The 23,818-nt window shown below is 74.8% G+C and carries 16 protein-coding genes and 3 pseudogenes; 11 read left to right on the top strand and 8 right to left on the bottom strand.

What is annotated here, in order from left to right; genetic code table 11:
* The 3 genes and pseudogenes from MNY62_RS21350 to MNY62_RS21340 form a co-directional block, all read left to right on the top strand.
* Positions 1-469 (top strand): annotated as a pseudogene (locus MNY62_RS21350) (hypothetical protein); the annotation flags it as partial.
* Positions 466-1,137: an ABC transporter ATP-binding protein gene (locus MNY62_RS21345; RefSeq protein WP_242346370.1), complete on the top strand. Its 672-nt coding sequence runs from the start codon at positions 466-468 to the stop codon at positions 1,135-1,137. The pseudogene MNY62_RS21350 and the gene MNY62_RS21345, both read left to right, overlap by 4 nt.
* Entirely contained in the window at positions 1,137-2,423 is a 1,287-nt protein-coding gene (locus MNY62_RS21340) for an FtsX-like permease family protein (RefSeq protein WP_242346369.1), read from the top strand. The genes MNY62_RS21345 and MNY62_RS21340 overlap by 1 nt, the downstream gene beginning before the upstream one ends.
* Before the next feature lie 151 nt (positions 2,424-2,574).
* Here MNY62_RS21340 and MNY62_RS21335 read toward each other — a convergent pair whose 3' ends face one another.
* Together MNY62_RS21335 and MNY62_RS21330 are read right to left on the bottom strand one after the other, a co-directional pair.
* Complete coding sequence (locus tag MNY62_RS21335) at positions 2,575-4,215, bottom strand: lytic transglycosylase domain-containing protein (protein WP_242346368.1); 1,641 nt, start codon at positions 4,213-4,215, stop codon at positions 2,575-2,577.
* Between the two features lie 100 nt (positions 4,216-4,315).
* On the bottom strand, positions 4,316-5,803 hold the full coding sequence (locus MNY62_RS21330) for a multiheme c-type cytochrome (RefSeq protein WP_242346367.1): 1,488 nt from the start codon (positions 5,801-5,803) through the stop codon (positions 4,316-4,318).
* A 104-nt stretch (positions 5,804-5,907) separates the two neighbouring features.
* Between MNY62_RS21330 and dusB the strand changes: the two genes are divergently transcribed.
* The 3 genes from dusB to MNY62_RS21315 are packed head-to-tail and all read left to right on the top strand — an operon-like array spanning position 5,908 to position 8,176.
* A complete protein-coding gene (gene dusB, locus MNY62_RS21325; RefSeq protein ID WP_242346366.1) occupies positions 5,908-6,960 on the top strand; it encodes a tRNA dihydrouridine synthase DusB in 1,053 nt (350 codons plus the stop codon).
* The gene (locus tag MNY62_RS21320; protein ID WP_242346365.1) at positions 6,957-7,346 is read left to right on the top strand and encodes a helix-turn-helix domain-containing protein; all 390 of its coding nucleotides are present in this window, start codon (positions 6,957-6,959) and stop codon (positions 7,344-7,346) included. The genes dusB and MNY62_RS21320 overlap by 4 nt, the downstream gene beginning before the upstream one ends.
* Positions 7,343-8,176 (top strand): ZIP family metal transporter, encoded by an 834-nt coding sequence (locus tag MNY62_RS21315; RefSeq protein ID WP_242346364.1) that lies wholly within the window; start codon positions 7,343-7,345, stop codon positions 8,174-8,176. The genes MNY62_RS21320 and MNY62_RS21315 overlap by 4 nt, the downstream gene beginning before the upstream one ends.
* Before the next feature lie 391 nt (positions 8,177-8,567).
* On the opposite strand, the pseudogene MNY62_RS21310 reads toward MNY62_RS21315, so the two are convergent.
* A pseudogene (locus tag MNY62_RS21310) lies at positions 8,568-9,749 on the bottom strand (HNH endonuclease); the annotation flags it as partial.
* A 791-nt stretch (positions 9,750-10,540) separates the two neighbouring features.
* Between MNY62_RS21310 and MNY62_RS21305 the strand changes: the two are divergent.
* Entirely contained in the window at positions 10,541-10,936 is a 396-nt protein-coding gene (locus MNY62_RS21305; protein WP_242346363.1) for a cupin domain-containing protein, read from the top strand.
* A 13-nt stretch (positions 10,937-10,949) separates the two neighbouring features.
* On the opposite strand, the gene MNY62_RS21300 is transcribed toward MNY62_RS21305, so the two are convergent.
* From MNY62_RS21300 to MNY62_RS21290, 3 genes are all read right to left on the bottom strand, one after another.
* A complete protein-coding gene (locus MNY62_RS21300; RefSeq protein WP_242346362.1) occupies positions 10,950-13,520 on the bottom strand; it encodes a PAS domain-containing protein in 2,571 nt (856 codons plus the stop codon).
* 189 nt (positions 13,521-13,709) lie between these two features.
* On the bottom strand, positions 13,710-15,071 hold the full coding sequence (locus MNY62_RS21295; RefSeq protein WP_242346361.1) for a glutamate--cysteine ligase: 1,362 nt from the start codon (positions 15,069-15,071) through the stop codon (positions 13,710-13,712).
* 69 nt (positions 15,072-15,140) lie between these two features.
* The gene (locus MNY62_RS21290; protein ID WP_242346360.1) at positions 15,141-15,737 is read right to left on the bottom strand and encodes a helix-turn-helix transcriptional regulator; all 597 of its coding nucleotides are present in this window, start codon (positions 15,735-15,737) and stop codon (positions 15,141-15,143) included.
* Positions 15,738-15,825: 88 nt separating this feature from the next.
* Here MNY62_RS21290 and MNY62_RS21285 point away from each other — a divergent pair, with 88 nt between their 5' ends.
* Both MNY62_RS21285 and MNY62_RS21280 read left to right on the top strand, forming a co-directional pair.
* Complete coding sequence (locus MNY62_RS21285; protein WP_242346359.1) at positions 15,826-16,344, top strand: hypothetical protein; 519 nt, start codon at positions 15,826-15,828, stop codon at positions 16,342-16,344.
* Between the two features lie 216 nt (positions 16,345-16,560).
* The gene (locus MNY62_RS21280) at positions 16,561-19,770 is read left to right on the top strand and encodes an MXAN_5808 family serine peptidase (protein WP_242346358.1); all 3,210 of its coding nucleotides are present in this window, start codon (positions 16,561-16,563) and stop codon (positions 19,768-19,770) included.
* Positions 19,771-19,832: 62 nt separating this feature from the next.
* Here the strand turns inward: MNY62_RS21280 and MNY62_RS21275 are convergent, their stop codons facing one another.
* Positions 19,833-20,444, bottom strand: coding sequence for a pyridoxamine 5'-phosphate oxidase family protein (locus MNY62_RS21275; protein WP_242346357.1), 612 nt, complete (start codon positions 20,442-20,444; stop codon positions 19,833-19,835).
* A gap of 175 nt (positions 20,445-20,619) precedes the next feature.
* Here MNY62_RS21275 and MNY62_RS21270 point away from each other — a divergent pair, with 175 nt between their 5' ends.
* Complete coding sequence (locus MNY62_RS21270; protein ID WP_242346356.1) at positions 20,620-21,528, top strand: LysR substrate-binding domain-containing protein; 909 nt, start codon at positions 20,620-20,622, stop codon at positions 21,526-21,528.
* An 18-nt stretch (positions 21,529-21,546) separates the two neighbouring features.
* Here MNY62_RS21270 and MNY62_RS21265 read toward each other — a convergent pair whose 3' ends face one another.
* Positions 21,547-22,278 carry an expansin EXLX1 family cellulose-binding protein gene (locus MNY62_RS21265; protein WP_242346355.1) on the bottom strand — a complete coding sequence of 244 codons (732 nt, stop codon included), beginning with the start codon at positions 22,276-22,278 and terminating at the stop codon, positions 21,547-21,549.
* A 174-nt stretch (positions 22,279-22,452) separates the two neighbouring features.
* Here MNY62_RS21265 and MNY62_RS21260 point away from each other — a divergent pair.
* Positions 22,453-23,818 (top strand): annotated as a pseudogene (locus MNY62_RS21260) (hypothetical protein); the annotation flags it as partial.

Below are 23,818 nucleotides of genomic sequence, written 5' to 3'. Positions count from 1 at the left end.
CGGACCGGGCGACCCTCTCGCCGCGACGGACGCCGTCGTGCGGTTGCCCACCGCCTCCGGCGAGATCGCCTGGCGGCTCGAGCCGCGCGCGCACCGGCTCGTCCTCGCCGCGGGCGCGCCGGGCCGCCTCGACGCGCTCCTCGCCCGGCTCGACGGCCGCGGCGAGGGCTTCCGCGCCCCGACGCCGGGAGCGGAGGCGGCGCTCGCGGGCGGCCTCGGCGGAGCGGTGGTGGACGTGCAGCGGCTCGTCGCGAGCGTGCGAGCGCTTCCGCCCGAGGCCTTCGGGACCGGCCCCTCGGGCTTCGTGGTGCGCGCGCTCGCGGAGCGCTTCCTCGATCCCGCCGCGCGGCTCCAGGCGGTGTCCCTGAAGACGCGCGTCGCCCCGGGCCCTTCCGGCGCGCTCGTGCTCGACCTCGACGTCGAGGTGCGGGCTCCCGAGGCGGGCGGCGGCGGGGGCGCCCGGCGGTGATCCGGCTCCGCGGCGTGACGAAGCGCTTCCGGGACGGCGCGCGCGAGGTGGCCGTCCTGCGCGGCGTGGATCTCGACGTCGCGCCCGGCGAGCTCGTCGCGATCGTCGGCCCGTCGGGCTCCGGCAAGTCCACCCTGCTCCACGTCGCGGGGGCGCTCGATCGTGACTTCGAGGGCGAGGCCGTGGTCGCGGGGACCGCGCTCGGCGGGCTCGACGACGCGGCGCGCGCGGAGCTGCGAAACCGCGCCGTCGGGTTCGTGTTCCAGTCCTTCAACCTGCTCCCGGCGCTCTCCGCGCTCGAGAACGTGATGCTGCCCGGCATCCTCCGGCGCCCCGGGCCGGACGGCCGGATCGCCGAGATCCGCGCCCGCGCCCGGGACGCGCTCCTGCGCGTCGGCCTCGCGGACCGGGCGGAGGCGCCGCCTTCGCGGCTCTCCGGCGGCGAGCGGCAGCGCGTGGCGCTCGCGCGCGCGCTCCTCTCCCGTCCGGCCGTGCTCCTCGCCGACGAGCCGACCGGGAACCTCGACGCCGCGAGCGGCGCGGACGTCATCCGGCTCTTCTCCGAGCTCGCCCGCGGCGGCGTGTCGGTGCTCGTGGTCACGCACGAGGAGCGCGTGTCCGACGCGGCGACGCGCGTGCTGCGCCTCTCGGACGGGAGGCTCGGCTGATGGCGGGAGCGCGCGGGATCCTCTGGCTCGCGGGGGCGGCGCTCCGGGCGGACCGGCGCGGCGCGGCGGTGAACGCGGTCGCCGCCTGCGTCGGCGCGGCAGCGCTCGTCCTCTTCCTCGCGCTCGGCCTGGGCGTCGGCGCCGCGGCGCGCCGGCTCTTCCCCGCCGACGCCCGGCTCGTGGAGGTGGTCCCGGCGCGCGTCTCGCTCGGCGGGGTCCTCGGCGGCGGCCGGCTCGACGACGACGCCGTGGCGCGGCTCCGCGCCCTCCCCGGCGCGGCGGCGGCCTGGCCGCGGCTGCCGCTCGGCGTCCCGGTCTCCGCCTCCGAGCCGGCTGGCGGCCTCGGCGGCCGCTGGCCGTCCGGCCTCGCGCTGCAGCTCCCGCTCGTGGGCGTCGATCCCGCGCTCGTCGCGGACGACGTCGCGCCCGGCGCGTTCGCCGATCCGCCGCCCGGCGAGCCCATCCCCATCGTCCTCGCCCGCCGGCTCGTGGAGGTCTACGACCGCACGCTCGCGCCCGCCTGGAACCTGCGCCGCCTGCCGCCGGGCGTCTCGCTCGTGGGCGTCGAGCTGCCGGTCCGGATCGGCCACTCCATCGTGGCGGGGGCGAGCGAGGCGCGCGTCGCCCCCGAGCGGCTCCGGCTCGCGGGCCTCTCCGACCGCGTGCCGCTCTACGCCGTCGCGGTGCCCATCGAGACGGTCCGCCGTCTGCACCGCGAGTACGGCAAGGGCGAGCCGGCGTACGGCCAGGTGACGGTGCTCGCGGCGCGCCCGGAGGACGTGCCCTCCCTCGCCGCCGCCGTGCGGCGGATGGGCTTCTCCGTGGACGAGGGCGAGCGCGCGACGGCGGAGCGGGTGGCGACCATCGTGAAGGTGACGACCGGCGCGCTCGTCCTCCTCGCCGTGACGATGTGCGGCCTCGCGGCGCTCGCGATCGCCCAGGCGCTCTCGGCGAGCGTCCGCGGGCGGGCGCGCGAGCTCGCCGTGCTCCAGGCGCTCGGCGCGGCGCCGGCCGACGTGCGGAGGATCGTGCTCGCCGAGGGCGCGGCGATCGGGCTCGCGGGCGGGCTCGCCGGCGCACTCCTCGCCCGCGGCCTCGCCGCGCTCGGCGACGCCGCGGCCGCGCGGCTCCTGCCCGACCTGCCCTTCCGGCCGGAGAGCTTCTTCCTCTTCCCGCCCTGGCTCCTCGCCCTGGGCGTCGCGGTCCCGGTCCTCGCCGCGATCGCCGGCGCGCTCGGCCCCGCCGCCGCGGCGGCGCGCATCGATCCGGCGCGGACGCTGGCGTGAGCGCGGGGGAGGCGCGGGCGGAGCCCCCGCCTCGCGCCGTCGCTCCTCACGGCCGCTCGGCCTTCGACAGGCTCAGGGCGATCGGCTTCAGTCGAGGACCGGCGGCCTGCGGCCGGAGCTACGCTCGCGCCGGACGGAGCTGAAAGACCCGCTACCCGCGCTCGCCGTAGACGACGAGCTTCGCGCCGACGAGCAGCTTGTGGCCGTTCGGGTTGCGGATGCCGTTCCAGCGGCAGAGCTCGGAGAGGTCCACGCCGAGCTGCTGCGAGATCGACCAGAGCGTGTCGCCCGCGCGGACGCGGTGGGTCGTGCGGGCGTGGCCGGCGGCCGGGACGCGCACGGCGGACCGGGCGTGGGCGCGGGCGGAGGTGCGCTCGATCGCGGGCTCACGCTCGCTCGACGCCACGGCGGAGCCGACCGGCTTCGGGATCATGAGCTCCTGGCCGACGCGGAGCTTCTTCACGTGCTTCAGCCCGTTCATCTCCAGGATCCCCTGCATCGGGACGCCGTAGCGGTGGGAGATCGAGGAGAGCGTGTCGCCGCGGCGGACCACGTGCCCCGCGAAGGTGAGCCTGAGCCTGGGCTGCATCGCCGGCCAGTTCGCGGCGAAGGTCTCCGCGTGGGCCTTGGGGATCTTGATGGCGTAGGGGCGCGGCGGCGTGCAGGAGCGGCGCAGCTCGGGGTTCAGGTCGATGAGCTCGCGCTCCTCGACCCCGGCCGCCTTGGCGACCACCGAGAGCAGGGTCGCCGAGGGGATCTTCACCTCGTCGTACTCCGTCCACGCCTGCTTCTCGATCTCCTCGTCCGTGAAGCCGAACGCCTGCGGGTGCTTCGAGATGATCGCCGCCGCCATGAGCTTCGGGACGTAGCCCTTCGTCTCCGGGTGGAGGACCTTCTTCCCCGGCTCGGCCGCCATGTCCCAGAAGTCGTCGTAGCCCGCGTCCTTCGCCCTCTGGATGCGCCCGCCGCCGCCGTTGTAGCCGGCCCACGCGAGCCGCCAGTCGCCGGTCTGCGCGTAGAGCTGCTTCAGGTAGCGTGCCGCAGCGTGCGCGGAGCGCTCCGGATCGCGCCGCTCGTCGACCCAGAAGTCCTGGCGCAGGCCGAACGCCTTGCCGGTCGAGGCGATGAACTGCCACGGCCCGGAGGCGCTCGCGCGGCTGTACGCGAAGTTGCCGAAGCCGCTCTCGATCATGGCGAGGTAGACGGTGTCCTCCGGCAGCCCTTCCTCGCGAAGGATCGCCCGGTAGCGGTCGAGGTAGCGGTGCGACCGCCCGAGCCACTTCACGAAGTGGCCGCGCGCCACGGGCGACTGGAAGAAGCGGATGTAGCCGACGACCGCCTCGTTCACGTCGATGGGGATGTCGTACTTCGCGCGGAGCTGGGCGAGGTCCATCGCGAGCTCGGGGATGAGCTCGATCCGGCCGGCGCCGGTCTCGTGCGGCACCTTGCCGTCGACCGCCGCCTCCTTCGCGCCGTCGCGGACGTGCGCGGCCTCCTCGGCGCGGCGCACCGCCTCGATGTCCGCCGAGTCGCGATCGATCTCCTCGGCGATGGGCGGCTCGTCGGGGACGTCCGCCCATCTGTCCTCGACCTGCGGCGCGCGCGGCGCGGGCGCGGTGAGCTCGAGGGCGGCGTCCACGACCTCCGGTTCGGGCACGCTCGCGGGCGGGAGCGCCTGCGTGGCCGCGGACTGGGCGGCGCTGAGCGTGGCGACCCGCGACGAGCGGGCCTCCGCCGCGACGGGTGCGGCGAGAACGGAAAGGACGATCAGGGACAGGCGCGTCGGTCGCATCGCTCCTCGGCTGCTCGAGCGCCGGCCAGGGGACCGGAGCCTCTCAGGGTTGACATGGTAGCGGCCAAACCACGGGGGTCAAAATCATGCGCTCGCTCGCCTACTTGCTCGGCTGCCCGTGCCCGGGCCCCAGGATGCGGGCTCGGTAGCGCGCAGGATCGAACCGGACCGACGCCTCGGGCGTGTGGCAGGACAGGCAGCGCGTCGCCGGCACCTCGCGCGAGAGGTGGCCGGGGGGGTCCCGGACATGCGCGCTCGCTGGCCCGTGACACGCCTCGCACTGCACCGCCTCCCGGCCCGCGACCTGCGCCACGCCGCACGCGCCGCCGGGCTCCTTCCAGCCGGTCACGTGACAGCGCACGCAGGCGAGGTCGAACTGGCGCCCGGCGCGGACGAGCGTCTCGTACGCCGCCGCGTGGGCCGTCGTCTGCCAGTGAGACTGCGCATCGGGGTGGCACGCACGGCAGGCCCCTTTGCTGGCGCCCGCTCCGACGTACGACGGCACGCCCTTGGCCGGAGGCGGACAGGCCTCGCCGCGAGCGCGGGCGCGGGCGAGGTTCACCGCCGCCACCTCGCGATAGTGGGCGTCGATCATCCCTCGGATGGCGGGGTCCTCGGGGATGTCCTTCGTGAGCGGGACGAAGGAGACGCGGAGCGCGGGACGGTCCGGCGGCGGCTCCGGCAGCGGGGCGGCGGAGAGCTCGCGCTCGCGCGCCTCGAGCTCCCGGAGCTTCGCCTCGAGGGCGGTCGCGAGCGGAGCCTGCCCCGCGGAGCGCGCGCGCGCGAGCCGCTCCGCGTACGCGGCGCGACGCTCGGCGACGAGCGCGAGCTCCTCGTCGCGCTGCGAGGCCCCGGGGAGCACCGCGAACGGCCGGGAGAGATCGCCGCGCAGCCACAGGTCGACCCGCGCGAGCGACTGGCCGCGGCCAGAGACCTGCACGACGGGGACCTTCGCCTCGAGCACGGCGCGGTCCTGGTCGTCGTCGATGAGCCGCTCGCGGTGGGCAGCGAGGAGGAGCGCGATGCCCGCGCGGCGCGCCTCGTCGACCCGCGCCAGGGCGGCGCGGGTGCCGCCGGCGTGCACGACCGCGACGCGCACCGGCGCGGGCGGCACCTTTCCCAGCGCGCCGAACCCGAGCCCGCCGCCGAGCACGGTCCCGTTCGTGAACGGGATGCCGGCCGACTGCGCGAACCGCTCGCCGAGGAAGAGGTCCCGCTCGCCCGCGACGGCGGCGGCGAGGCCGAGCCGGCGCATCACGGCGCCGAGGGTGCGGGCGCGGAGCACGTCCTGATCGTGGGCCTCCGCGTCGGGCGGGACCTCGAAGAGCAGGTCTCCGCCCGCGACGAAGAAGGTCGGCGCGCCCTCCGCCCGGATGCGCGAGAGCACCGTGGCGGCCCGGGCGAGGCCGCCCCGCTGGTCCTCGCTGCACCCGCACGGCTCGAGGTAGCCGCCCACGTCGGCCGTGTAGACGAGGGTCACGCGGTCGGGAAGGCGGGGCTCCGGCCCGGGCGAGGGCGTGGCACCGGCCGGGGCGGCCGCGAGGGCGATCACGGCCGCGAGGGCGATCGCGGGGTTCGAGTTGCGCATGGGGGCTTCGCGGCTTAGCAGGGAACCGCCGGCCGTCCCGCGAATTCCAGGTTTCCCGCCCGTCGGCGGGAGTGCTAGATCCCCGCCGCCGCAAACGTCCCCGCATGTCCATCCAGATCGGCCCGTACTCGTTCTCCGGCAGGTTCTTCCTCGCGCCGCTCGCCGGGGTCTCCGACCGCCCTTTCCGCGCCATCTGCCGCGCGATGGGCGCGAGCTTCTCGTACACCGAGATGGTGAGCGCCCACGGGCTCGTCCACGGGACGCTCCAGACGGAGAGCTACCTCGACCGCGAGCCGGACGAGGACCCGTTCGCGGTGCAGATCTTCGCGTCCGAGCCGGACGTGCTCGCCCGTGGCGCGGAGGTGGCGGTGCGCGCCGGCGCCGGGATGATCGACGTGAACATGGCCTGCCCGGTGAAGAAGGTCTGCGGGACGGGCGCCGGCGCCGCGCTCGGCCGCGATCCGCGCAAGGTCGAGGAGGCGGTCCGCGCCATCCGCCGGGCGGTGCCGGTTCCGGTCACGGTCAAGATCCGGGCGGGCTGGGACGACGCGGAGGTGAACTGCGTCGAGGTCGCGCGCGCCGCCGAGGCGGGTGGGGCGGCGGCGGTGGCGCTCCACGGCCGCACGCGGAACCAGATGTACTCCGGACGCGCGCGCTGGGACCTCGTGCGCGCGGTGAAGGCGGCCCTCTCCATCCCCGTCCTGGGTTCGGGGGACGTGTGGACGGCGGACGACGCGCTGCGCATGCGCGCGGAGACCGGCTGCGACGCGGTCCTCGTGGCCCGCGGAGCCTGCGGCAACCCCTGGATCTTCCGCGAGCTGCGCGCGGCCGAGCTCGGCGCCCCGCGCCCGCCGCCGCCCACCCGGGACGAGTGGATCGGCACGGTGCTCCAGCACGTCCGGCTCCAGGTCGAGCACCGGCGGCGGCAACGTCCGGGGGACGATCCGCGCGAGGCGGAGCTGCTCGCGATCCGGGAGCTCCGCAAGCACCTCCTGTGGTACACCCGCGGTCGCCGCGGCGGCGTCCACTTCCGTCGCGACGCCGACCGCCTCAAGACCGCCGCGGACGTCGCGCAGGTCATCGAGGAGCACTTCCCGGCCGGCGGCGCGAGCTTCGAGCTGGATCCGGGTTTCCGCCGCGAGGAGGATGGGGAGTGAAGCCCAGGGCCCTGCTGCTCGCCGAGTCGGCCGAGCTCGCCGCCGCGTGCGCCGATGCCGGCTTCGAGGTCGTGCGCGCGCAGAGCGTCGCCGAGGGCCGCTCCCTCGCGGCGCGCGAGAAGTTCGCCGTCGTGGACGCCCGCATCGCCCGGCCCCGCCCGCTCGACGAGGAGCTGCAGCACCGCGTGGAGGCGTTCTTCGAGCGGCTCCGCGGCCACCCCGCCGGCGGGCTCTACGACTCGGTGATGCGCGAGGTCGAGAAGCCGCTCATCGCGGGCGCGCTCGCGCGCGCGAACGGCGTGCGCGCCGCCGCGGCGGCCGCGCTCGGGATCGATCGCGGCACGCTCGTGCGCCGGATGCGGGCGCTCGGGCTGGACGACACATGACCGAGCTGCAGTCCCTCGCGACCTACACCGGGGCGATCCTCGCGGGCGCCCTCGCCGGCGGGGCGCTCCCGCTCTTCGGCGGGATGCGCCGCTCCGACGTGCTGCTCTCGTTCTCGGCCGGCGTCATGCTCGGCGCCGCCTTCTTCCACATGCTGCCGGAGGCGGTCGAGGCGGGCGGCGCGGCGGCGCTGCCGTGGGCGCTGCTCGGCTTCCTCCTGCTCTACCTGCTCGAGCGCTTCGTGCTCGTGCACGTCTGCGCGGAGCCGGGGCCGGACGCGCCCGCCGCGGACGGCGACCTCCCGCTCGTGGACCCGCACCTCCACGGCGGGCCCGCCCACGTCCACGTGCACGGCGACGCGACCGGCTGCGGCGTCCACACCATGGGGCTCGCCGCCTTCGTCGGCATGAGCCTCCACACGATCGTGGACGGCTTCGCCCTCGGCGCGGCGAACGTGGAGGCGGAGCTCGGGCTGCTCGTCTTCCTCGCGATCCTCGCGCACAAGATCCCGAACGCCTTCTCGCTCTCGGCCATCCTGCGCGCCGAGGGCTACACGCGCGGGCGCGCCCTCGCCATGAACGCCGCGTTCGCGCTGATGGTGCCGCTCGGCGCCGGGCTCTACGTCGTCCTGCGCGACGCGGTGCACGTCGACGCGTTCACGTCGATCGCGCTCGCGGCCAGCGCCGGCACGTTCCTGCACCTGTCGCTCTCGGACATCCTCCCCGACCTGCACCGCCGCGGCGTCGCCCGCTGGCGGCTCTCGATCGCCATGGTCGGCGGGCTCGTGCTCATGTGGGCGCTGCGCTTCCTGCGCGCGGGGCACGGGCACTGAACGACAGCTCGTGATTCGCGAGCACCTTCGGTGTGGCGAATCACGCGGTCGTTCAGTCAGGCTTTCGGCCGCGCCCTCATCATTCATCACATCCTGAGGCTGCCCGACCGTGCGGGCGGTTGCCGTTCGACGAGCGGCCCAGCGCGCGCGGCGGTTGCGGCATCGACGGGGGTGAGCACGCGCGGCCCGGGAACGCGCCCGTTCGGAGGGCGGCAAGACACGACGAGCGTGACCGCGGGGACCTGGGACACGGGTTCGGAAGCTTGGCGGTGGCGGGCGCCGCAACGCTCGCCCGACGGCGGCTGGAGCGCCGTCGCTTCCGCGCCGCCGTGGCCGCGAGGCGCCGTCGGCGCGCGGGGCGCGGGCGCAGTCGTGCCGGCCCGCAAGTCCTCACGGCCCCCATTCCCAGCTGCATGGCGGGACGCGGGGGCGCGACGCCGACTTGCTCCAGCGGCGTCGGTCCGTCGCCCGGGTGGCGGCGGAAGCGCTCCATGTGCTCGCGTCCGAAGGTCCTCTCGGCGTGAAGAAGGTTATGAGCTCGGCAGACGAGCCGTAGATTGTCGATGGTCGAGGGCCCTCCGAGCGCCACGGGGCGGATGTGGTCGAGCTCGAGCTTCCAGCGGCTGCTGCAGAGGCACCCGTCCGGACCGACCCAGGCGCAGCGCCCGCCGTCGCGCTTCCACACCGCGCGGCGCACTATCGCTGGGATCGTGGAGGTCGCCTCCGGGGACCTCGCCGCCGTCGGCTCAGGGCGCTTCGTCTTTCGCTCCGGCGCCACCGCGCCCTTGCGCTTGCCGTGCTTGTCGATGGCGCAGCGGATCGCCTCGTGGAGCACCGCCCCCAGGTCACCGTCCGGGAGCTTGTGCGAGAGAAGACACCGGAGCGTCTCGAGGTCCTCCTTGCAGGCGCGGTCGACGGTGACGCGGAGCGACCAGTGGCTCTCGGTGACCGCCACGGTCTCTGACCGGCGCGGCCTCTCGTTCCGGACTTCGCGGGTTGTCGGGGACGCGGCGTCTGTCGGGATCGCGTCGGGCACCGGCGCTGCGGGTGCTCCGTCCGGCGGCTCGGCGCGCTCCGCGCCAGCTTCCGGCGCCGTGAGCGGCAGCGCCGCGCTCGCCTTGGCGGGCGCGCGCTCGGGGAGCTTGCGGATCCCCGCGCGCGGCGCGGTGCGCGCCTGGATGGAGGCGACGAGGTGCTCGACCTCGGCGCGGGTCCGGTACGCGGCGCGGGCGACGAGATCGTCCGCGTTCTCGTCGGTGAGAACCTGGCCGAGGAGCGCCACGGTGGACAGGCAGACGCGCCCGTCGCGCAGCGGCGCCTCGAGGCTCGGGAACCGGCGCAGCACGCGCATGGCCTGGATGCGGCGGCCGGTGGCCCCCTCCCGGAGGTGGAGGACCTTCAGGCAATAGGCCCAGAGCGAGGCGTGCCCCGCCTCGACGAAGGAGCGCCGGCGGTCGAATTCGTCGAGGTGGAGGAGAAAGTCGACCTGGACGTTTCGTTCCTCTCCGGCGAGCTCGCGCAGGCGAACGGCGAGGACGCTCGAGTCGAGGGAAGCGGGAATGGGCGCGGACATGGAGTGCACCTCCAGATGCACCCTTCGTAACATGCGTTTTCGGTAGCTCCGGAGGCGCTCCAGGCTCGTGCGAGCGCGGCTTTTCTCGGTGTGCCCTCGGCGACCCCCTGCCGCGGTCGAACGCGCGCGCCAGGCCCAGGTGCGCGCGCGTGAGTGGCTCTCTCGCGCCGCCTCGAACCCAGGACCCGAACTTCGGCGGGGAGCAGTCAAGGGCATTCCTTCACGCACCGCAACTGGGACGGATTGTTCACCTCGCCATGAAGCGCGCAAGACGCCCGTCACTACCTCTGGCGATAGTTGGTTACTAACAGTGAATTCAGCCGCAGGCGGACCGCTTCCGGCGGCTCGCCTCCGCGCGCGGGCGAGCGCCCACGGAAAGACGCCTCGGTGAAGAGACGCTCACCTGCACCCGCCACTCCGGCTGGGCCGCTCGGAACCGTGCCCGGACAGCGCGATCCCACCTCGTCGATGCCCGAGTCCGATGTGCGCATTCATACGCCGGTCCATCGGCGTACGGCCCTCCGGGCCGTCGGGCCTGAGAGACGCTGCATGCGCAACCGCGGGCGGCTTCGCCGCGAACGCGGTGGCGCACCGGCGGGCTCACCCCGCTCGCCGGCGACGGCGACGCATTCCTTCGCCCCTCGCGAGCGCCCCGGAGACGGGTGCGCGCCACGCGCTCGTCTCCCCGCCGCATCGGCGCTCGCACCGCGTGTGGCCCGCCCGCGGGAGCCCGACCGGCCCGTGCCGGTCCGTGCGCGAGCGCCACATGCTGCGACGTGGGGGAGGCTCCGATGAAAGGGTTCGTCGACGACATCGAGGACAGGACCGAGGAGAACACCGACTTCCGGCGCGTGCTCTACACCGGGAAGCACGTGCAGCTCGTGCTGATGGCGCTCCGGCCCGGCGAGGAGATCGGGGAGGAGATCCACGAGGACCGGGACCAGTTCTTCCGGGTGGAGAAGGGAAAGGGCGAGGTCACGATCGACGGCAAGCGGACGAAGATCGAGAGCGACACGGCCATCGTCGTCCCGGCCGGCGCGCGGCACAACGTCAAGAACACCGGCGAGGAGCCGCTGAAGCTGTACACGCTCTACGCGCCGCCCGAGCACGCCGACCGAACCGTGCACGTCACGAAGGCCGACGCCGAGGCCTCGGAAGAGCACTTCGACGGACGGACCACGGAGTAGCAGCGAGCGACCGTCACCGCCGCGGCAGCGTGAGGGTGAACACCGTCCGTTCGCGGGGGGCAGAGCGGGCCTCGAGCGTGCCGCCGTGCGCGGTCGCGATCGAGCGCGCGATGAACAGCCCGAGGCCGAGGCCGTCCTTACCGCCGGCGCGGTCGCGCTCGCCCCGCCGGAACGGCTCGAACAGCGAGGGCAGGAGCTGAGGCGGGATGGGGGCGCCCTCGTTCGCGACCTCGACGACCGCCCGCTCGCCATCAGCGCGCCACGAGACCTCCACCGTCGAGTCGCGCGGGCTGTAGTCGAGCGCGTTCGAGAGCAGGTTCGCGATGACCTGGGCGACGCGGTCGGGATCCCATTCACCGGTCAGGTCGGGCGCACCCCTCGCCCTCACGGCGCGCCCGGGGTGCGCCGCCTCGCACTCCTCGGCGACCATCCGGCACACCGCGCCCAGATCGCAGGGCCGTGGCCGGAGTGGGATCGCGGCGCCGCCCCGCACCCGTGCGTAGTCCACCAGGACCGCGATGATCCGCTGCATGCGGTCGGCGTTCGCGAGGATCCGCTCGCCGAGCCGCGTCGCCGCTGCGGAGTCGCCGACCTGGCGCAGGAGGAGCTGGGCCGAGGTGGTGATGGCCGAGAGCGGGTTCCGCAGGTCGTGGCCGACGATCCCGAGCACGTTCCGCTGGAACTCCTGGGCCCGGCGCTCGTCGGTGACCTCGCGCACGAGCACGCCGAGACCGATCATCTCGCCCTCGAACCGGACGGGATACCAGCTCTCGCGCCAGTGGCGCAGGCGCCCCGGGGCGGCGGGCGTCTCGCCGGAGATCTCGACGTCGAGCTTCGGCTGGCCGGTGCTCAGGACCTCCCGGAAGGCCGCCTCGACCTCGTCGTGCGGCATGTCCGGCAGGAGCTCCCGGGGCGTCTTGCCGACGTGCGCCTCCGCCGTGACCCCGTTGATCTCGGCGAGCGTCGGGTTCACGCGCACGAAGCGCAGCTCGCGATCGATGAGGCCGATGCCGAGGGGCGCGTTGTCGAAGATCGCGTCGAGGACGGCGCGCACGCGCTCCTCCCCGGCGCGGGCCTTCCGCTCGGCGTCGAGCAGGCGCGCGCGGTCGAGCGCCTGCGCGCACTGCTGAGCCGCCGCGAGGATGAGCTCGCGCTCCTCGGTCTGGAACGCCCGCGGCGTGTCGAAGGCGAAGGACACGGCGCCCAGCACCCTGTCATGGAGCTTGAGCGGGAGGGCGACGAGCGCGTGCATCTGCGCGAAGTGCGGCGCGAAGCGGGGCAGCTCCGGGAACGCTGCCAGGAGCTGTGCTGCGGTCTCGAGCCAGATCGGCTCACCCCCCTTCACGGCGGCGACGCTCGGCAGGGGCGCGTCGAGCGGCAGGGTGGCGATGCGATCGCGGACGGTCTCGGCGCCTCCGAAAACGGCGGCCAGGCTCAGGCGCGCCGCAGCCGCGTCGAGCACGTACGCTACCGACGACGCCGCCCCGAGCGCGTCCTTCGCCTGGGAGACGAGCACGGTCGCGACCTCCGAGACCGTGCTGGCCCGGGACAGGGCGGCGGTGACGGCCTGGAGCCGCGCGAGGCGATCGCGGGCCTGCTGCGCCCGCCGGCGCTGCGCGCGCTCCGCGTCGAGGAGCTGGGCGCGCTCGAGCGCCTGGGCACAGTGCTCGGCGACGGACAGGAGGAAGGCGCGCTCGTCTGGATCGAAGGGGCGCGGCTCGGCGAACCCCAGCGAGAGGACGCCCAGCACGTCCTCGTGCGCGATGAGCGGCAAGGCCACGCCCGCGCGTACCCCGAGCTCGCCCGCGGCCGCGGTCATTCCCGGAAAGTGCGCGTGGAGCTCCTCCGGCGAGCGGAACCAGACCGGCTTCCGCAGCCGGACGGCCTCCGCGACGGGAAGCGGCTCCGTGACGAGGATCCTGCCGAAGCGCTGCCGGATCGGCAGCGCGCCCGACTCGTCGGCCACGAGGAGCGCGTCGCCCTCGAACAGCCGGAAGGTCGTCACGCTGGCGCCGGCCGCGACGCGCACCCGCTCCACCACGACCCGCGCGATCCCCTCGGCGTCGTCCGCGCGCGAGAGCGCCGACGTCACCTCCTGGAGGAGCCCGAGCCGGCGGGCGGTCGCCTCCGCCCGATCGCGGGCCCGCTCCATCTCCTCCTCGCGCTCGTGCGCGGTTCTCATGTCCGTCACGAGCGCGCAGACGCCCGGGCGACGCCCGTCCAGCTCGGGCATGGGGAAGTACGAGCAGATCCAGCCGCGCGCGCGGTCGCCGGGCGGCGTCCCCGAGATGGGAACGTTCGTGCGGGGCCGCCCGGTCTCGAGCACCGCGCGCACGGTGGCCTCGACGTCCCCCACCGCGTCCCGGCGCGGATCGTCCGGCTGGAGCTGCAGGATCTCCCCCAGGGACCGGCCGACGTGCGCCTCGGGTGGAATCCCGTTCCACGCCGCGATCGCGTCGTTCACCCGCAGGAACCGGACGTCGGCGTCGAACAGCGCGATCCCGGTCGGCCCGTCCCACAGCGCGTCGACGAGCGCGAGCTTCAGCTCACGGAGCCCCGCCTGATCGGTTCCCTCGCCGAGCATCGCCGGACCGTCGAACGTCCCCCTCGCTCACTTCTAAGCCGCCTGTCCGCGCGGACGCACGCGTTGACGCTTTGATCCCCAAGGGAGCGCGGAGACCTGCGCGGCAGTCCCGCGATCGAGCGACCAGGGGAGCCGCTCTCACGGTCGACCGCTGCCTGCGTCGAGTCGAGGGAGCGGCTGGGGCGCGCCTCAGGCGCAGCGGAGCGCCTCGGCGAGCGCGCGCGGCCCGCGACGGAATGCCTCGATCGCCTCGTCGGCCGGCGAGCGTCCGGACGCGGCCCGCTCGGCGAGCGGCGCGAGCCAGACGCGCTCGTCCTCGCCGCGCTGCCCGCAGCAGTTCTGGCGGCAGAGGCCGCCCGCGGCGACCTCGACGAGCGCGCGAGCGATCTCGCTGATCGCGCGGCCGTCCGGTGCAAGCCCCGCGAGCGCCTCGCGCCCCGCCGTGCGCATGAACGCGCGTCGCTCGGCGACCGTGAACGACTTCACGACGTCCCACGCCCGGGCGCGCGCCTCCCGGTCGTAGAGGACGCCCTTCCAGAACGCGAGCAGGGCCTTCGCCATCGGCGCGGAGCACGAGTCGGCGCCGCGCACCTCGATGACGCCCTTCACCCGCACCTCGGGGAACACCGTCGTGAGGTGGTCCTCCCAGTCGGAGATCGTGGCGCGCTCGCCCCCGAGCCCCTCGGCGAGGAACTGCCGGAACGTCCGGCCCCCCGTCTCGAGGTAACCGCCGCGGCGGCGCAGGAAGATCATGGGGATGTCGAGCGCCCACTCCACGTAGCGCCGGTAGGGAGCCTCCTCGAAGCCCGGCTCGAACGCGAAGGCGAGGATCCCGCAGCGAGCCGGATCCGTCTCCTCCCACACCGCGGTACGGTAGCTCTTCCAGCCGATCTCGCGCCCCTGCACGACCGGGCTGTTCGCGTAGAGGGCGACCACCGCCGGCTGGATCGCGAGCGCCACGCGCAGCTTCTCGGCGAGGTCGATCTCGCCGGAGAAGTCGAACGACGCCTGCGCCGAGGCGGTCATGGCCATCATGTCGGGCGCGAGCCGACCGCGCGCCGCGAGGAACGGGCGCATCACCTTGTAGCGGTTCTTCGGCATCCAGGGGCTCTCGACGGGAGTGCCCCACGGCCGGTAGCCGCCGGCGAGGAACTCGACCCGCAGCTCACGCGCGAGCTCGGCGCACTTCTCGATGTGCCGGTCGAGCTCGGCCGCCACCACGTGCACGTCCGCGAACGGACGCCCCGACAGCTCGAGCTGACCTCCGGGCTCGATCGAGATCGTGAGGCCGTCGTTCTGGGAGGCGATGATCCGGCCCTCCTCCTCGAACGGCTCGTACCCGAAGCGCGTGAAGCCGCGCAGCACCTCGGCCACGCCGCCCGGCCCCTCGTACGGCACGGGGTCGAGCGTCCCGGCGCGGAGCAGGAGCTTCTCGTGCTCGAGCCCGACCTTCCAGCCGTCGCGCGGTCGCTCGCGCGCGCGGAACCAGGCGACGAGGTCTTCGATGGCGGCGATCGGAGGGGAGTCGTGGGTGCGGGCGTCGAGCGACATGGGCGCGGGACTCTATAACGGCCCCCCGGGCCGGCCCCTGCGGAAAACTCCGGCCCTCCCACGCCGCAGCTAGAGGCCGCCGCCCTCGCCTTCACGCACGCCTTCACGCGCAGGCGCGGCGGGCGGGGACAGGAGATCCTCCAGGAAGAACGCGGCGAGCTCCGCGCGCCCGGCGAGCCCCGCCTTGCGGTAGATGGCGAGCGCCTGCTGCCGCGCGGTCCGCTCGCTCGTCCCGCGGACCTGGGCGATCTCCTTCGAGGCGAGCCCCTTGAGGAGCAGGAGCGCCACCTCGCGCTCGGCCGCAGAGAGCCCCCATCGGGTGAACTGGTGGTCGATGGCCGCGCCGAGGCCGCGCACGTAGGCGTCCGCCTCGGCCCGGAACCCGGCGAGGTCCGCTCGCGCCCGGCCGAGGTCGAGCTGGAGGTCGCGCGCGCGACGGCGGGCGAGGAGCAGCTGCCCCCACAGCAGCACCGTCCCGGAGAGGGCGGCTGCCATCACGGCCACCTCGAGGAGGAGGTGGGCGGTCGTGCCGCCCGCGCGGGCGTCGCTCACCACGTCGAGGCCGACGAGGAGCGCGACGACGAGGAGGATCGCGGCGGGGACTGCGAGCACTGCGGGGCGGACGAGCGCGTCATCCGCCGCAGGCGAGCGAACGAGGTGCTTCATCCCGCTCGGGTTTTCGTCGTGCGTCATCCGTCGCATGGCGGCCGGGCGTGCGCGCCGCCAAGGTCCCGGGAACCTCAGGAGAACGACCATGCCGACCCTACCCCTGCACCCCGCCATCGTCCACCTGCCCCTCGGCCTCGCCCTGGCGATCCCGCTCGTGGCGCTCGGCCTCGTCCTCGCCCAGCTCCGCGGACGCGTGCCGCGCCTCGCGCTCGGAGTCCTGCTCGGGCTGCAGGTCCTGCTCGTCGCCTCGGGCGTGGTCGCGATGCAGCTCGGGGAGCGGGACGCGCACCAGGTGGAGAGGGTCGTCGCGGAGCGGGTGATCGAGGCCCATGAGGAGCGGGCGGAGGTCTTCGTCTGGGCGGCGGGCGCGGTGCTGGCCCTGTCCGCGGCGCTGCTGTTCGTGCCGGCGCGCCTCGCGCTCGGGCTCTCCGCGGCCGTCGCCGCCGGAACGCTCGGCGTCGCCGCGCTGGGGGTGCGCACCGGCTCGGCAGGAGGCGAGATCGTCTACACGCACGGGGGCGCGAGCGCGTTCGGCTCGCCGCCCTCGGCCCCCGGGGGCGTTCCCGCGCCCGCGTCCGCGCGCGCCGCGCGGGACGACGACTGAGTGGCCCCGGCCGCCCCGGGCGAGGCCCCCGCTCCCCTGCGACCCCGGCCCAGGGTGTGGGGCGCGGGCATGAAAACCACCCCGAGGCGTTCTGTCCCCGGGTGGCCGGGGGGTCACCGTTCTGCTTGCGGACCCCCACCCCCCACCCTATCCTCGGACGATACGTAGGTTTTCTCGCTTGCTCCTCAAAGACCTCCCACGCCCAGGCGCCCCCGAATGATCCGCCCCTTCCGGCTGCTCACCACCCTCGCGGCCACGGCCGCTCTCGCGCTCGGCGTCACCGTCCGCTTCGTGCGAGCGGAGCCCGAGGTCGCGCCGGCGGTGGCCTACCGCGGCGCGGTCCCGGCGCACGCCCGGGCGGACGAGGCGGGAGAATACCGCCTCGATCGCCTCCCGATCCTCTCGCAGGTGATCCTCGCGGTGAAGGACAACTACGTCGATCCCTCCCGGTTCGATCCCAAGCAGATGGTCGTCTCCTCGCTCGAGAGCGTGGAGCGCACCGTCGCCGAGGTGATGGTGCAGGGCGACGCGAAGTCGGCGAAGCTCACCCTCACCGTCGGATCGTCCCAGCGGGACCTCGACCTCACCGGCGTCGACTCTATCTGGAAGGTCCGCACGGCGCTCGGCGAGGCGATGGGGTTCATCCAGGAGCACCTCGTCGCGCACAAGGAGCTGAAGGAGATCGAGTACGCCGCGGTGAACGGCCTGCTCTCCACGCTCGACCCGCACACGAACCTCCTCGAGCCCAAGTACTTCAAGGAGATGAAGCTCCAGACCCGCGGCGAGTTCGGCGGGCTCGGCTTCGTCATCGCGATGCGCGACGGGAACCTCACCGTCGTGAAGGTGCTGAAGAACACGCCGGCGCAGCGGGCGGGGATCAAGGCGCGCGACGTCATCGCCCGCATCGAGGAGCAGTCCACGGTCAACATGGACCTCCAGGACGCGGTCGACCGGCTGCGCGGCAAGCCGCAGACGAAGGTCGCCATCACGGTCCAGCGCAAGGGGACGGACGCGCGCAAGCTCTCCCTGCTGCGCGAGGTCATCAACGTCGAGACCGTCGCCCAGGCGAAGCTGCTCGAGGGCAACATCGGCTACGTGCGGCTGTCGCAGTTCTCGGCCAACACCACGCGCGATCTCCTCACCGCGCTCCAGCAGCAGCGCGCCCAGGCGGGCGGCAAGCTCGAGGGGCTCGTGCTCGACCTGCGCGGGAACCCCGGCGGCCTGCTCGAGCAGGCGATCCAGGTCTCGGACCTGTTCCTCTCGCAGGGCGTCATCGTGAAGACGGTGGGCGGCGGAGACCGGCAGCGGATCCACGAGGTGAAGGAGGCGAGCGGCTCGTCGAGCGACCTCACCACCCTCCCCCTCGTCGTCATCGTGAACAACAGCTCCGCGTCGGCGAGCGAGATCGTCGCGGGCGCGCTCAAGAACAACGGGCGCGCGCTCGTCATCGGGCGGCAGACGTTCGGCAAGGGGTCGGTGCAGGTCCTCGACGACCTGAACGATCCGACCGGGTCGGGCGAGCAGTCGGCGCTGAAGCTCACCATCGCGCAGTACCTCACCCCGGGTGACGTCTCGATCCAGGAGGTCGGCATCACGCCCGACGTCCTGCTGCTCCCCGGCCGCGCGCTGAAGGAGCAGGTGAACTTCTTCGCGCCGCCGCGCTCCATGGGCGAGGTGGACCTCGACCGCCACCTCATGAATCCGGCCGACTCCACGCCTGCCGCGGTCGCGAAGGCGGACGCCAAGAAGAAGCGGGTGGAGAAGGCGCCGCTCGAGCTGCGCTACCTCCTCGACGAGAAGGAGGACCAGGTCGCGAAGGCGCTGAAGCGCGACGTCGCCGCCCAGGCCGCCGAGGCCCACGACGACGCGGCCGAGCAGCTCAGCCCGGAGCAGATCGAGGACGAGGAGGCGGAGGCCGATCCCGACCGCCTCGTCGAGGACTACCAGATCCGCTTCGGCCGCGAGCTCCTGAAGCGCGCGCCGCAGCCCGATCGCGCGCGCCTCATGGAGGCGGCGAAGGCGCTCGTCGCCGAGCGGCAGACGCAGGAGGAGACCCGCCTCGAGAAGCGGCTCCAGGAGCTGGGCATCGACTGGGCTCCGGCCGCGACGCAGGGCCGCGGGGCGGCGCGCGCCGCCGTCACGCTCACCCCGGCGCCCGGCAAGGATCACCGCGCCGGCGAGACGGTGCCCTGGACGGTGACCGTCGAGAACAAGGGCGACGCGCCGTTCCGCCGTCTCCGCGCCTGGAGCACCGCCGAGAAGAACCCGCTCCTCGACCGGCGCGAGTTCGTGTTCGGCAACGTGCCGCCGGGCGAGAAGCGCAGCTGGACGGTGCCGCTCAAGCTCCCGAAGGGCATGGACAGCCGGCGGGACGAGATCTCGCTCCACTTCGAGGACGAGGGCGGCCACGCCCCCGCCGACCTCGCGACGAGCGTCGGGGTGGTCGAGGTCCCGAAGCCCGTGTTCGCGTTCAGCGTGCAGATCGAGGACCGCCAGGGCGGCAACGGCGACGGCCTCGCGCAGCGCGGCGAGACGTTCGACGTCAGGGTCGACGTCCGCAACGCCGGCACGGGCGCGGCGGGCGACAAGACCTGGGTGTCGCTCAAGAACCTCGGCGACGACAAGGTCTTCATCAAGAAGGGGCGGGAGGCGCTCGGCGCGCTGAAGCCCGGCGAGACGAAGTCGGCGCGCATGGAGGTCGAGCTGCGCCGCGGCTCGAAGAGCGACACGCTCCCGCTCCGCGTGATGATCGTCGACGAGAAGATGGAGGAGTACGTCTCCGAGAAGCTCGACTGGCCGGTCGCCAAGGACGAGCAGGCGCGCACCGCCGCGTCCGGCTCGGTCCGGGTCGAGGCCGCCGAGGCGACCCTCCGCTCCGGCGCGAGCGCGTCGTCGCCGGCGATCGCGACCGCGAAGCGCGGCGCGGTCATCCCGGTGGACGCGAAGATCGGCGAGTTCTACCGGGTCGAGTGGCAGAAGGGCCGGTTCGGGTTCGTCGCCGACTCCGAGGTGCGCACCGCGCGCGGCCCGCGCTCCGGCACGATCGCCGCCGCGTGGCAGCGCGAGCCGCCGCGCATCGCGCTCGTCCCCGATCCGCAGAAGGGCGCGCCGGTCGTGGAGGGCGATCACTGGAAGCTGCAGGGGTCCGCGCTCGTGCCCCCCTCGGCCGACCCGGACGCCCGCCTCCGCGACGTGTTCGTGTTCGTGAACGAGCAGAAGGTGTTCTTCAAGGTGCTGCCGGAGAACGCCACCGCCGCGAAGCTCGACTTCACGGCGGACATCCCGCTCGAGACGGGCAACAACGTCGTCACCGTGTTCGCGCGGGAGGACGACGAGTTCCAGAGCCGCAGGAGCATCGTCGTCTACCGGCGTCCCGCCGCCGAGGTGGCGACGGACGGCACGCAGAAGACTCGGCAGGCCCAGTAAGCGGAGCTGCTGGCGGGTGGTGGGAGCGGAGGGCCGCGCGGCGACGCGCGGCCCTTCGTGCATCAGCCCGCCGCGGCCCGCAGCCGCGCGTTCTCCGCCTCGAGCGCCGCCACCCGCTCCCGCAGCCGCGCGAGCGCGGCCTCCACCTCGACCGCGTCGAGCTTGCGCGGGATGTGCTGCGGGCAGTTCACGTCCCACGCCTCGACCGCGAACACGATCGCCTGCTCGGGCGTCGCGCGGTACCCCTCGGGCATGAGGCGCGCGACGAGCGCCGGATCGTCCTCGACCACCCGGGCGCGCCCCCAGATCTTCACCCGCGTCCGCGTCTCGTAGTCCATGAGGAACAGGAACGCCCGGTCGTTCTCGGCGAGGTTCCCCGTCGTGACGTACTGGCGATTGCCGCGGAAGTCGGCCCAGGCGAGCGTGCGCGGATCGAGCACGTGGAGGAAACCCTTCGGCCCTCCGCGGTGCTGCACGTACGGCTGACCCGCCGCGCTCGCGGTCGCGAGGTAGGCGCTGTCGCGCTCCGCGACGAACCGGGCGAGCTCGTCGTCGAGCTCCGTCGCGAAGCCTCCACGGCTCTCCACGCGCGCGTACGCCGCGCGCGATCCCCGGCGCGCCTGGACCGCCTTGACGGACGGCGTGAACGCGACGTCGCTCGATGGGCGCTGCATCTCGGTCCTCCCTCGGTGAGGAGAGGCGCGGCCGGACGCTCCGGCTGGCCCCCCGTCCATGGTCACGCCGCTCCGCTCGAGTGGCAGCGCGGCGTCACCCAGGACTTGCGGCAGGGAGCCGGCCGAAACAATGGAGGGATCCGCAGGACACTCTTGCGCGCGGAGGAATGACGCCGTGGACCGGCTCGACGCCTGGACGACGTTCGCCGCGGTGGCGGAGGCCCGGAGCTTCGCCGCGGCGGCTCGGCGGCTCGGCCGGTCCCCCGCCGCGGTCACCCGCGCGGTGGCCGCGCTGGAGGAGCGCGTCGGGGCGCGGCTGCTCACCCGCACGACGCGCTCGGTGGCGCTCACGGACGCCGGCGCGCGCTCGCTCGAGGCGGCGCGGCGCGCGCTCGCCTGGTTCGAGGAGCTGGAGGGCGTCGCCGCGGCGGGGCGGCAGGAGCCGCGCGGGCGCCTGGGCGTGACCGCGTCGGTCGTGTTCGGGCGGCTCCACGTGCTCCCGATCGTGCAGGCGTTCCTGCGCGACCACCCGTCGGCGAACGTGGAGCTCCTGCTGCTCGACCGCGTGGTGTCGCTCGTCGACGAGGGGCTCGACGTGGCCGTCCGCCTCGGCCGCCTGCCCGACTCGTCGTTGCGAGCCCTCCGGGCGGGCGAGGTGCGGCGCGCGGTCTACGCCAGCCCGGGGTATCTGAGGGCGAGCGGGACGCCGCGCACGCCGCAGGCGCTCGCGAGCCACGCGTGCGTCGCCTGCACCGCGGTCACGCCGGTCCGCGATCGCTGGACGTTCGAGCGCGACGGCCGGAGCTTCGTCGTGCCCGTGTCCCCCCGCCTCGTGGTGAACACTGCCGAGGCCGCCATCGACGCGGCCGTGGCGGGGCTCGGTCCGACGTGCGTCCTCTCGTACATGGTGGACGCGCACGTCCGCGCCGGCCGTCTCCAGCGGATCCTGGGGCCCTACGAGCCGCCGGCCGTGCCGGTCCAGGTGGTGATCCCCGCGGGCCGGTTCGTGACCCCGCTCGTGCGCGCCTTCGTGGACCGGGCCGTGGAGGCGCTCCGCGTTACGCTCGGCGCCCTCGCCGCATGACCTCCCTCGACGACCGCCCTACGGACAGGTCTCGGGGAAGTTCGCCGCTCCGGTGACGAGCTGCTCCGCCGGGTCGAGCGGCGGCGCGAACGGGACGTTCTCGTCCACGAGCACGTGGCCGTGCACGTCGGTCGCCCGGATCGCGAGCGGCCCGGCGATCTCGACCCCGGCGCCGACGAACAGGTTCGTCCCGCTCCGCACGAGCGTGCGGAAGTTCGCGTCCCCCGCGCCCCGCGCCTCGAGCGACGCGATCGGGTGGCGGTGATCCATCGGGACGATCCCGAACCACCACGGGTTCGAGGCGGGACTGAACCGGTAGCGGATCGGGCCCGCCACCGGACAGGGGACGGTGCGCCAGGTCACGTCCGCGCTGCCGGCGGCCGGATCCGCGACGAGCGCGAACGTCTCGGCGCCCAGGTCGAGCGCCTCGCGCGCACACGAGGGGCACGCGTCGACGACGACCGCTGTCGCCTTCCCCCTCGGCCCCGCGATCTCGAGGCAGGTGCCGCAGGCGGCCGAGGCCGCGAACACCTCGGGCGACACCGCCGCGACGAGGGCCGGCGCCGGGTCCCACCCGCAGGCGCCGACGCCCGACGCGTCGTAGAAGGTCGCCCGGCCCGGCTGCTCGGGGCCCGCGGCGCAGAGGGCCGGCCCTCCGCCTCCGGGGTCGCCGCCGTCCTTGCCTCCTCCGCAGGCGGCGAGCGCGATGGCGAGCAGGGACGGGCCGATCCGGGCGAGGGCGGTGCGCATGGGCTCCCGTCTTTGACCGGCGGGCGCTCGCTGCGCAACCCCTGCCCGGGGTCACGAACCGTGAACCGGCGTGTGTGCCACGCACGCACACGCGGGCGCGGCGAGCGCGGGCGGCGCGCGGGAAGGACGGGCCGGATTTTCCCAACCCCTCGCCCCTCCGCTAGAATTCGCCGCATGGCGGAGGTGAGAAAAGACGCCTCCGCCCCTTCCTCCGCCTCCGGGACGAGGAGCGGGGCGGGGTTCGAGCTCCGCCTCGAGCGCGGCGGCGCGTTCGTCCGGCTCGCCGATCAGCCCATCGCGCCCGGCGTCCGGCTCGAGGCGCTCACCCTCGAGGTCCCCGAGGTCCGCTTCCCGTTCGACGTCGGCAAGGGCTCCGGCCAGTTCCGCCACCGGCTCTCCGATCTCTCCGAGCTCTCGATCTCCATCGAGCCCGGCGTCGCCGAGGCGGTGCTCGCGTCGGCGGGGCTCTCCGCGTTCGGCGTCGAGGACGTGCGCCTCGCGCTCCGGCCCGGGGCGGCGGAGATCGCCGCGCGCTTCTCGGGCGGCCCGCCGTTCACGCTCCTCGCCGGGCTCGTCCCCGCGGGCGATCAGGGCGTCGCGCTCGTGTTCCACTCCCCGCGCGCGTACGGCCCGGCGCCCATCCCGCCGGCGATGCTGCCCCACCTCGCGCGCGGCGTGCTCGACGCCGTGGGCGGGGAGGCCTTGCCACGGGACCCGCTCCCCATCCTCCTGCGACGCATCCTCGCGCCGCGCGGCTGGAAGCTGCCGCGCACCGCGGGCGTGCCGCTCGCGCGCGCGGAGATCGTCGAGGGAGCCGTCCGGCTCGCCTGGATCCGCGGGGCGGCCGGACCGGCGGCGGTCTCGCCCGAGCCCGAGCTCCTCGCGGCCGAGGAGGGCGCGCGGACGTTCCGAGAGGCCGAGGCGCGGCTCGCGGCCGGCGATGCCGCGGGCGCGCGGGGGCGGTACCTCGCCGCCGGCTCCGCCGCGAGCGCGCACCCGTTCGCCGCCGAGCGGCTCCTCGCGCTCCTCGCCGCGGAGGACCGCTTCCACGACGAGGCGCTCGACCTCGCCGCCGAGTGGCTCGCGCGGCGCCCGGGGTTCCTGCCGGCGCTCGCCGTGGAGGCGTCCATCCGGCTCGCTCGCGGCGAGCCCGGCAAGGCCGCCCGCGCGCTCTCCGCGCTCGCCTCCGGCGCGGCCGCCCGCGGCGAGACGTTCTCGGCGCTCGCGGCCGCCGAGGCGGCGCTCGACCTGCCCGGCGCGGCGCGCGAGGACGTGCTGCGCGCCGCCGAGCTCGCGCTCTCCGTGAGGCGCGATCACGTCCCGGCGCTCCGCGCCCTCCGCGCGCAGGCCCTCGCCGCCGGCGACCGCGAGGGGCTCCTGCACGCGCTCCGCCGGCTCGTCGCGCACGATCCCGACGAGGCGGAGAAGGCGCGCGCTCACGCCGAGCTCGGCACGCTGCTCCTCGAGGCGGATCCGCCCGCCGCGCGCCTCCACCTCGATCAGGCGCTGCGGCTCGCGCCCGAGGACCCCGGCGCGCTCG

The organism is Anaeromyxobacter terrae, from assembly GCF_022690685.1.
GTDB classification, from domain to species: Bacteria; Myxococcota; Myxococcia; order Myxococcales; family Anaeromyxobacteraceae; genus Anaeromyxobacter; species Anaeromyxobacter terrae.
Note: the sequence above shows the minus strand (reverse complement) of the source record. Positions and strands in the feature narration are given on the sequence as shown.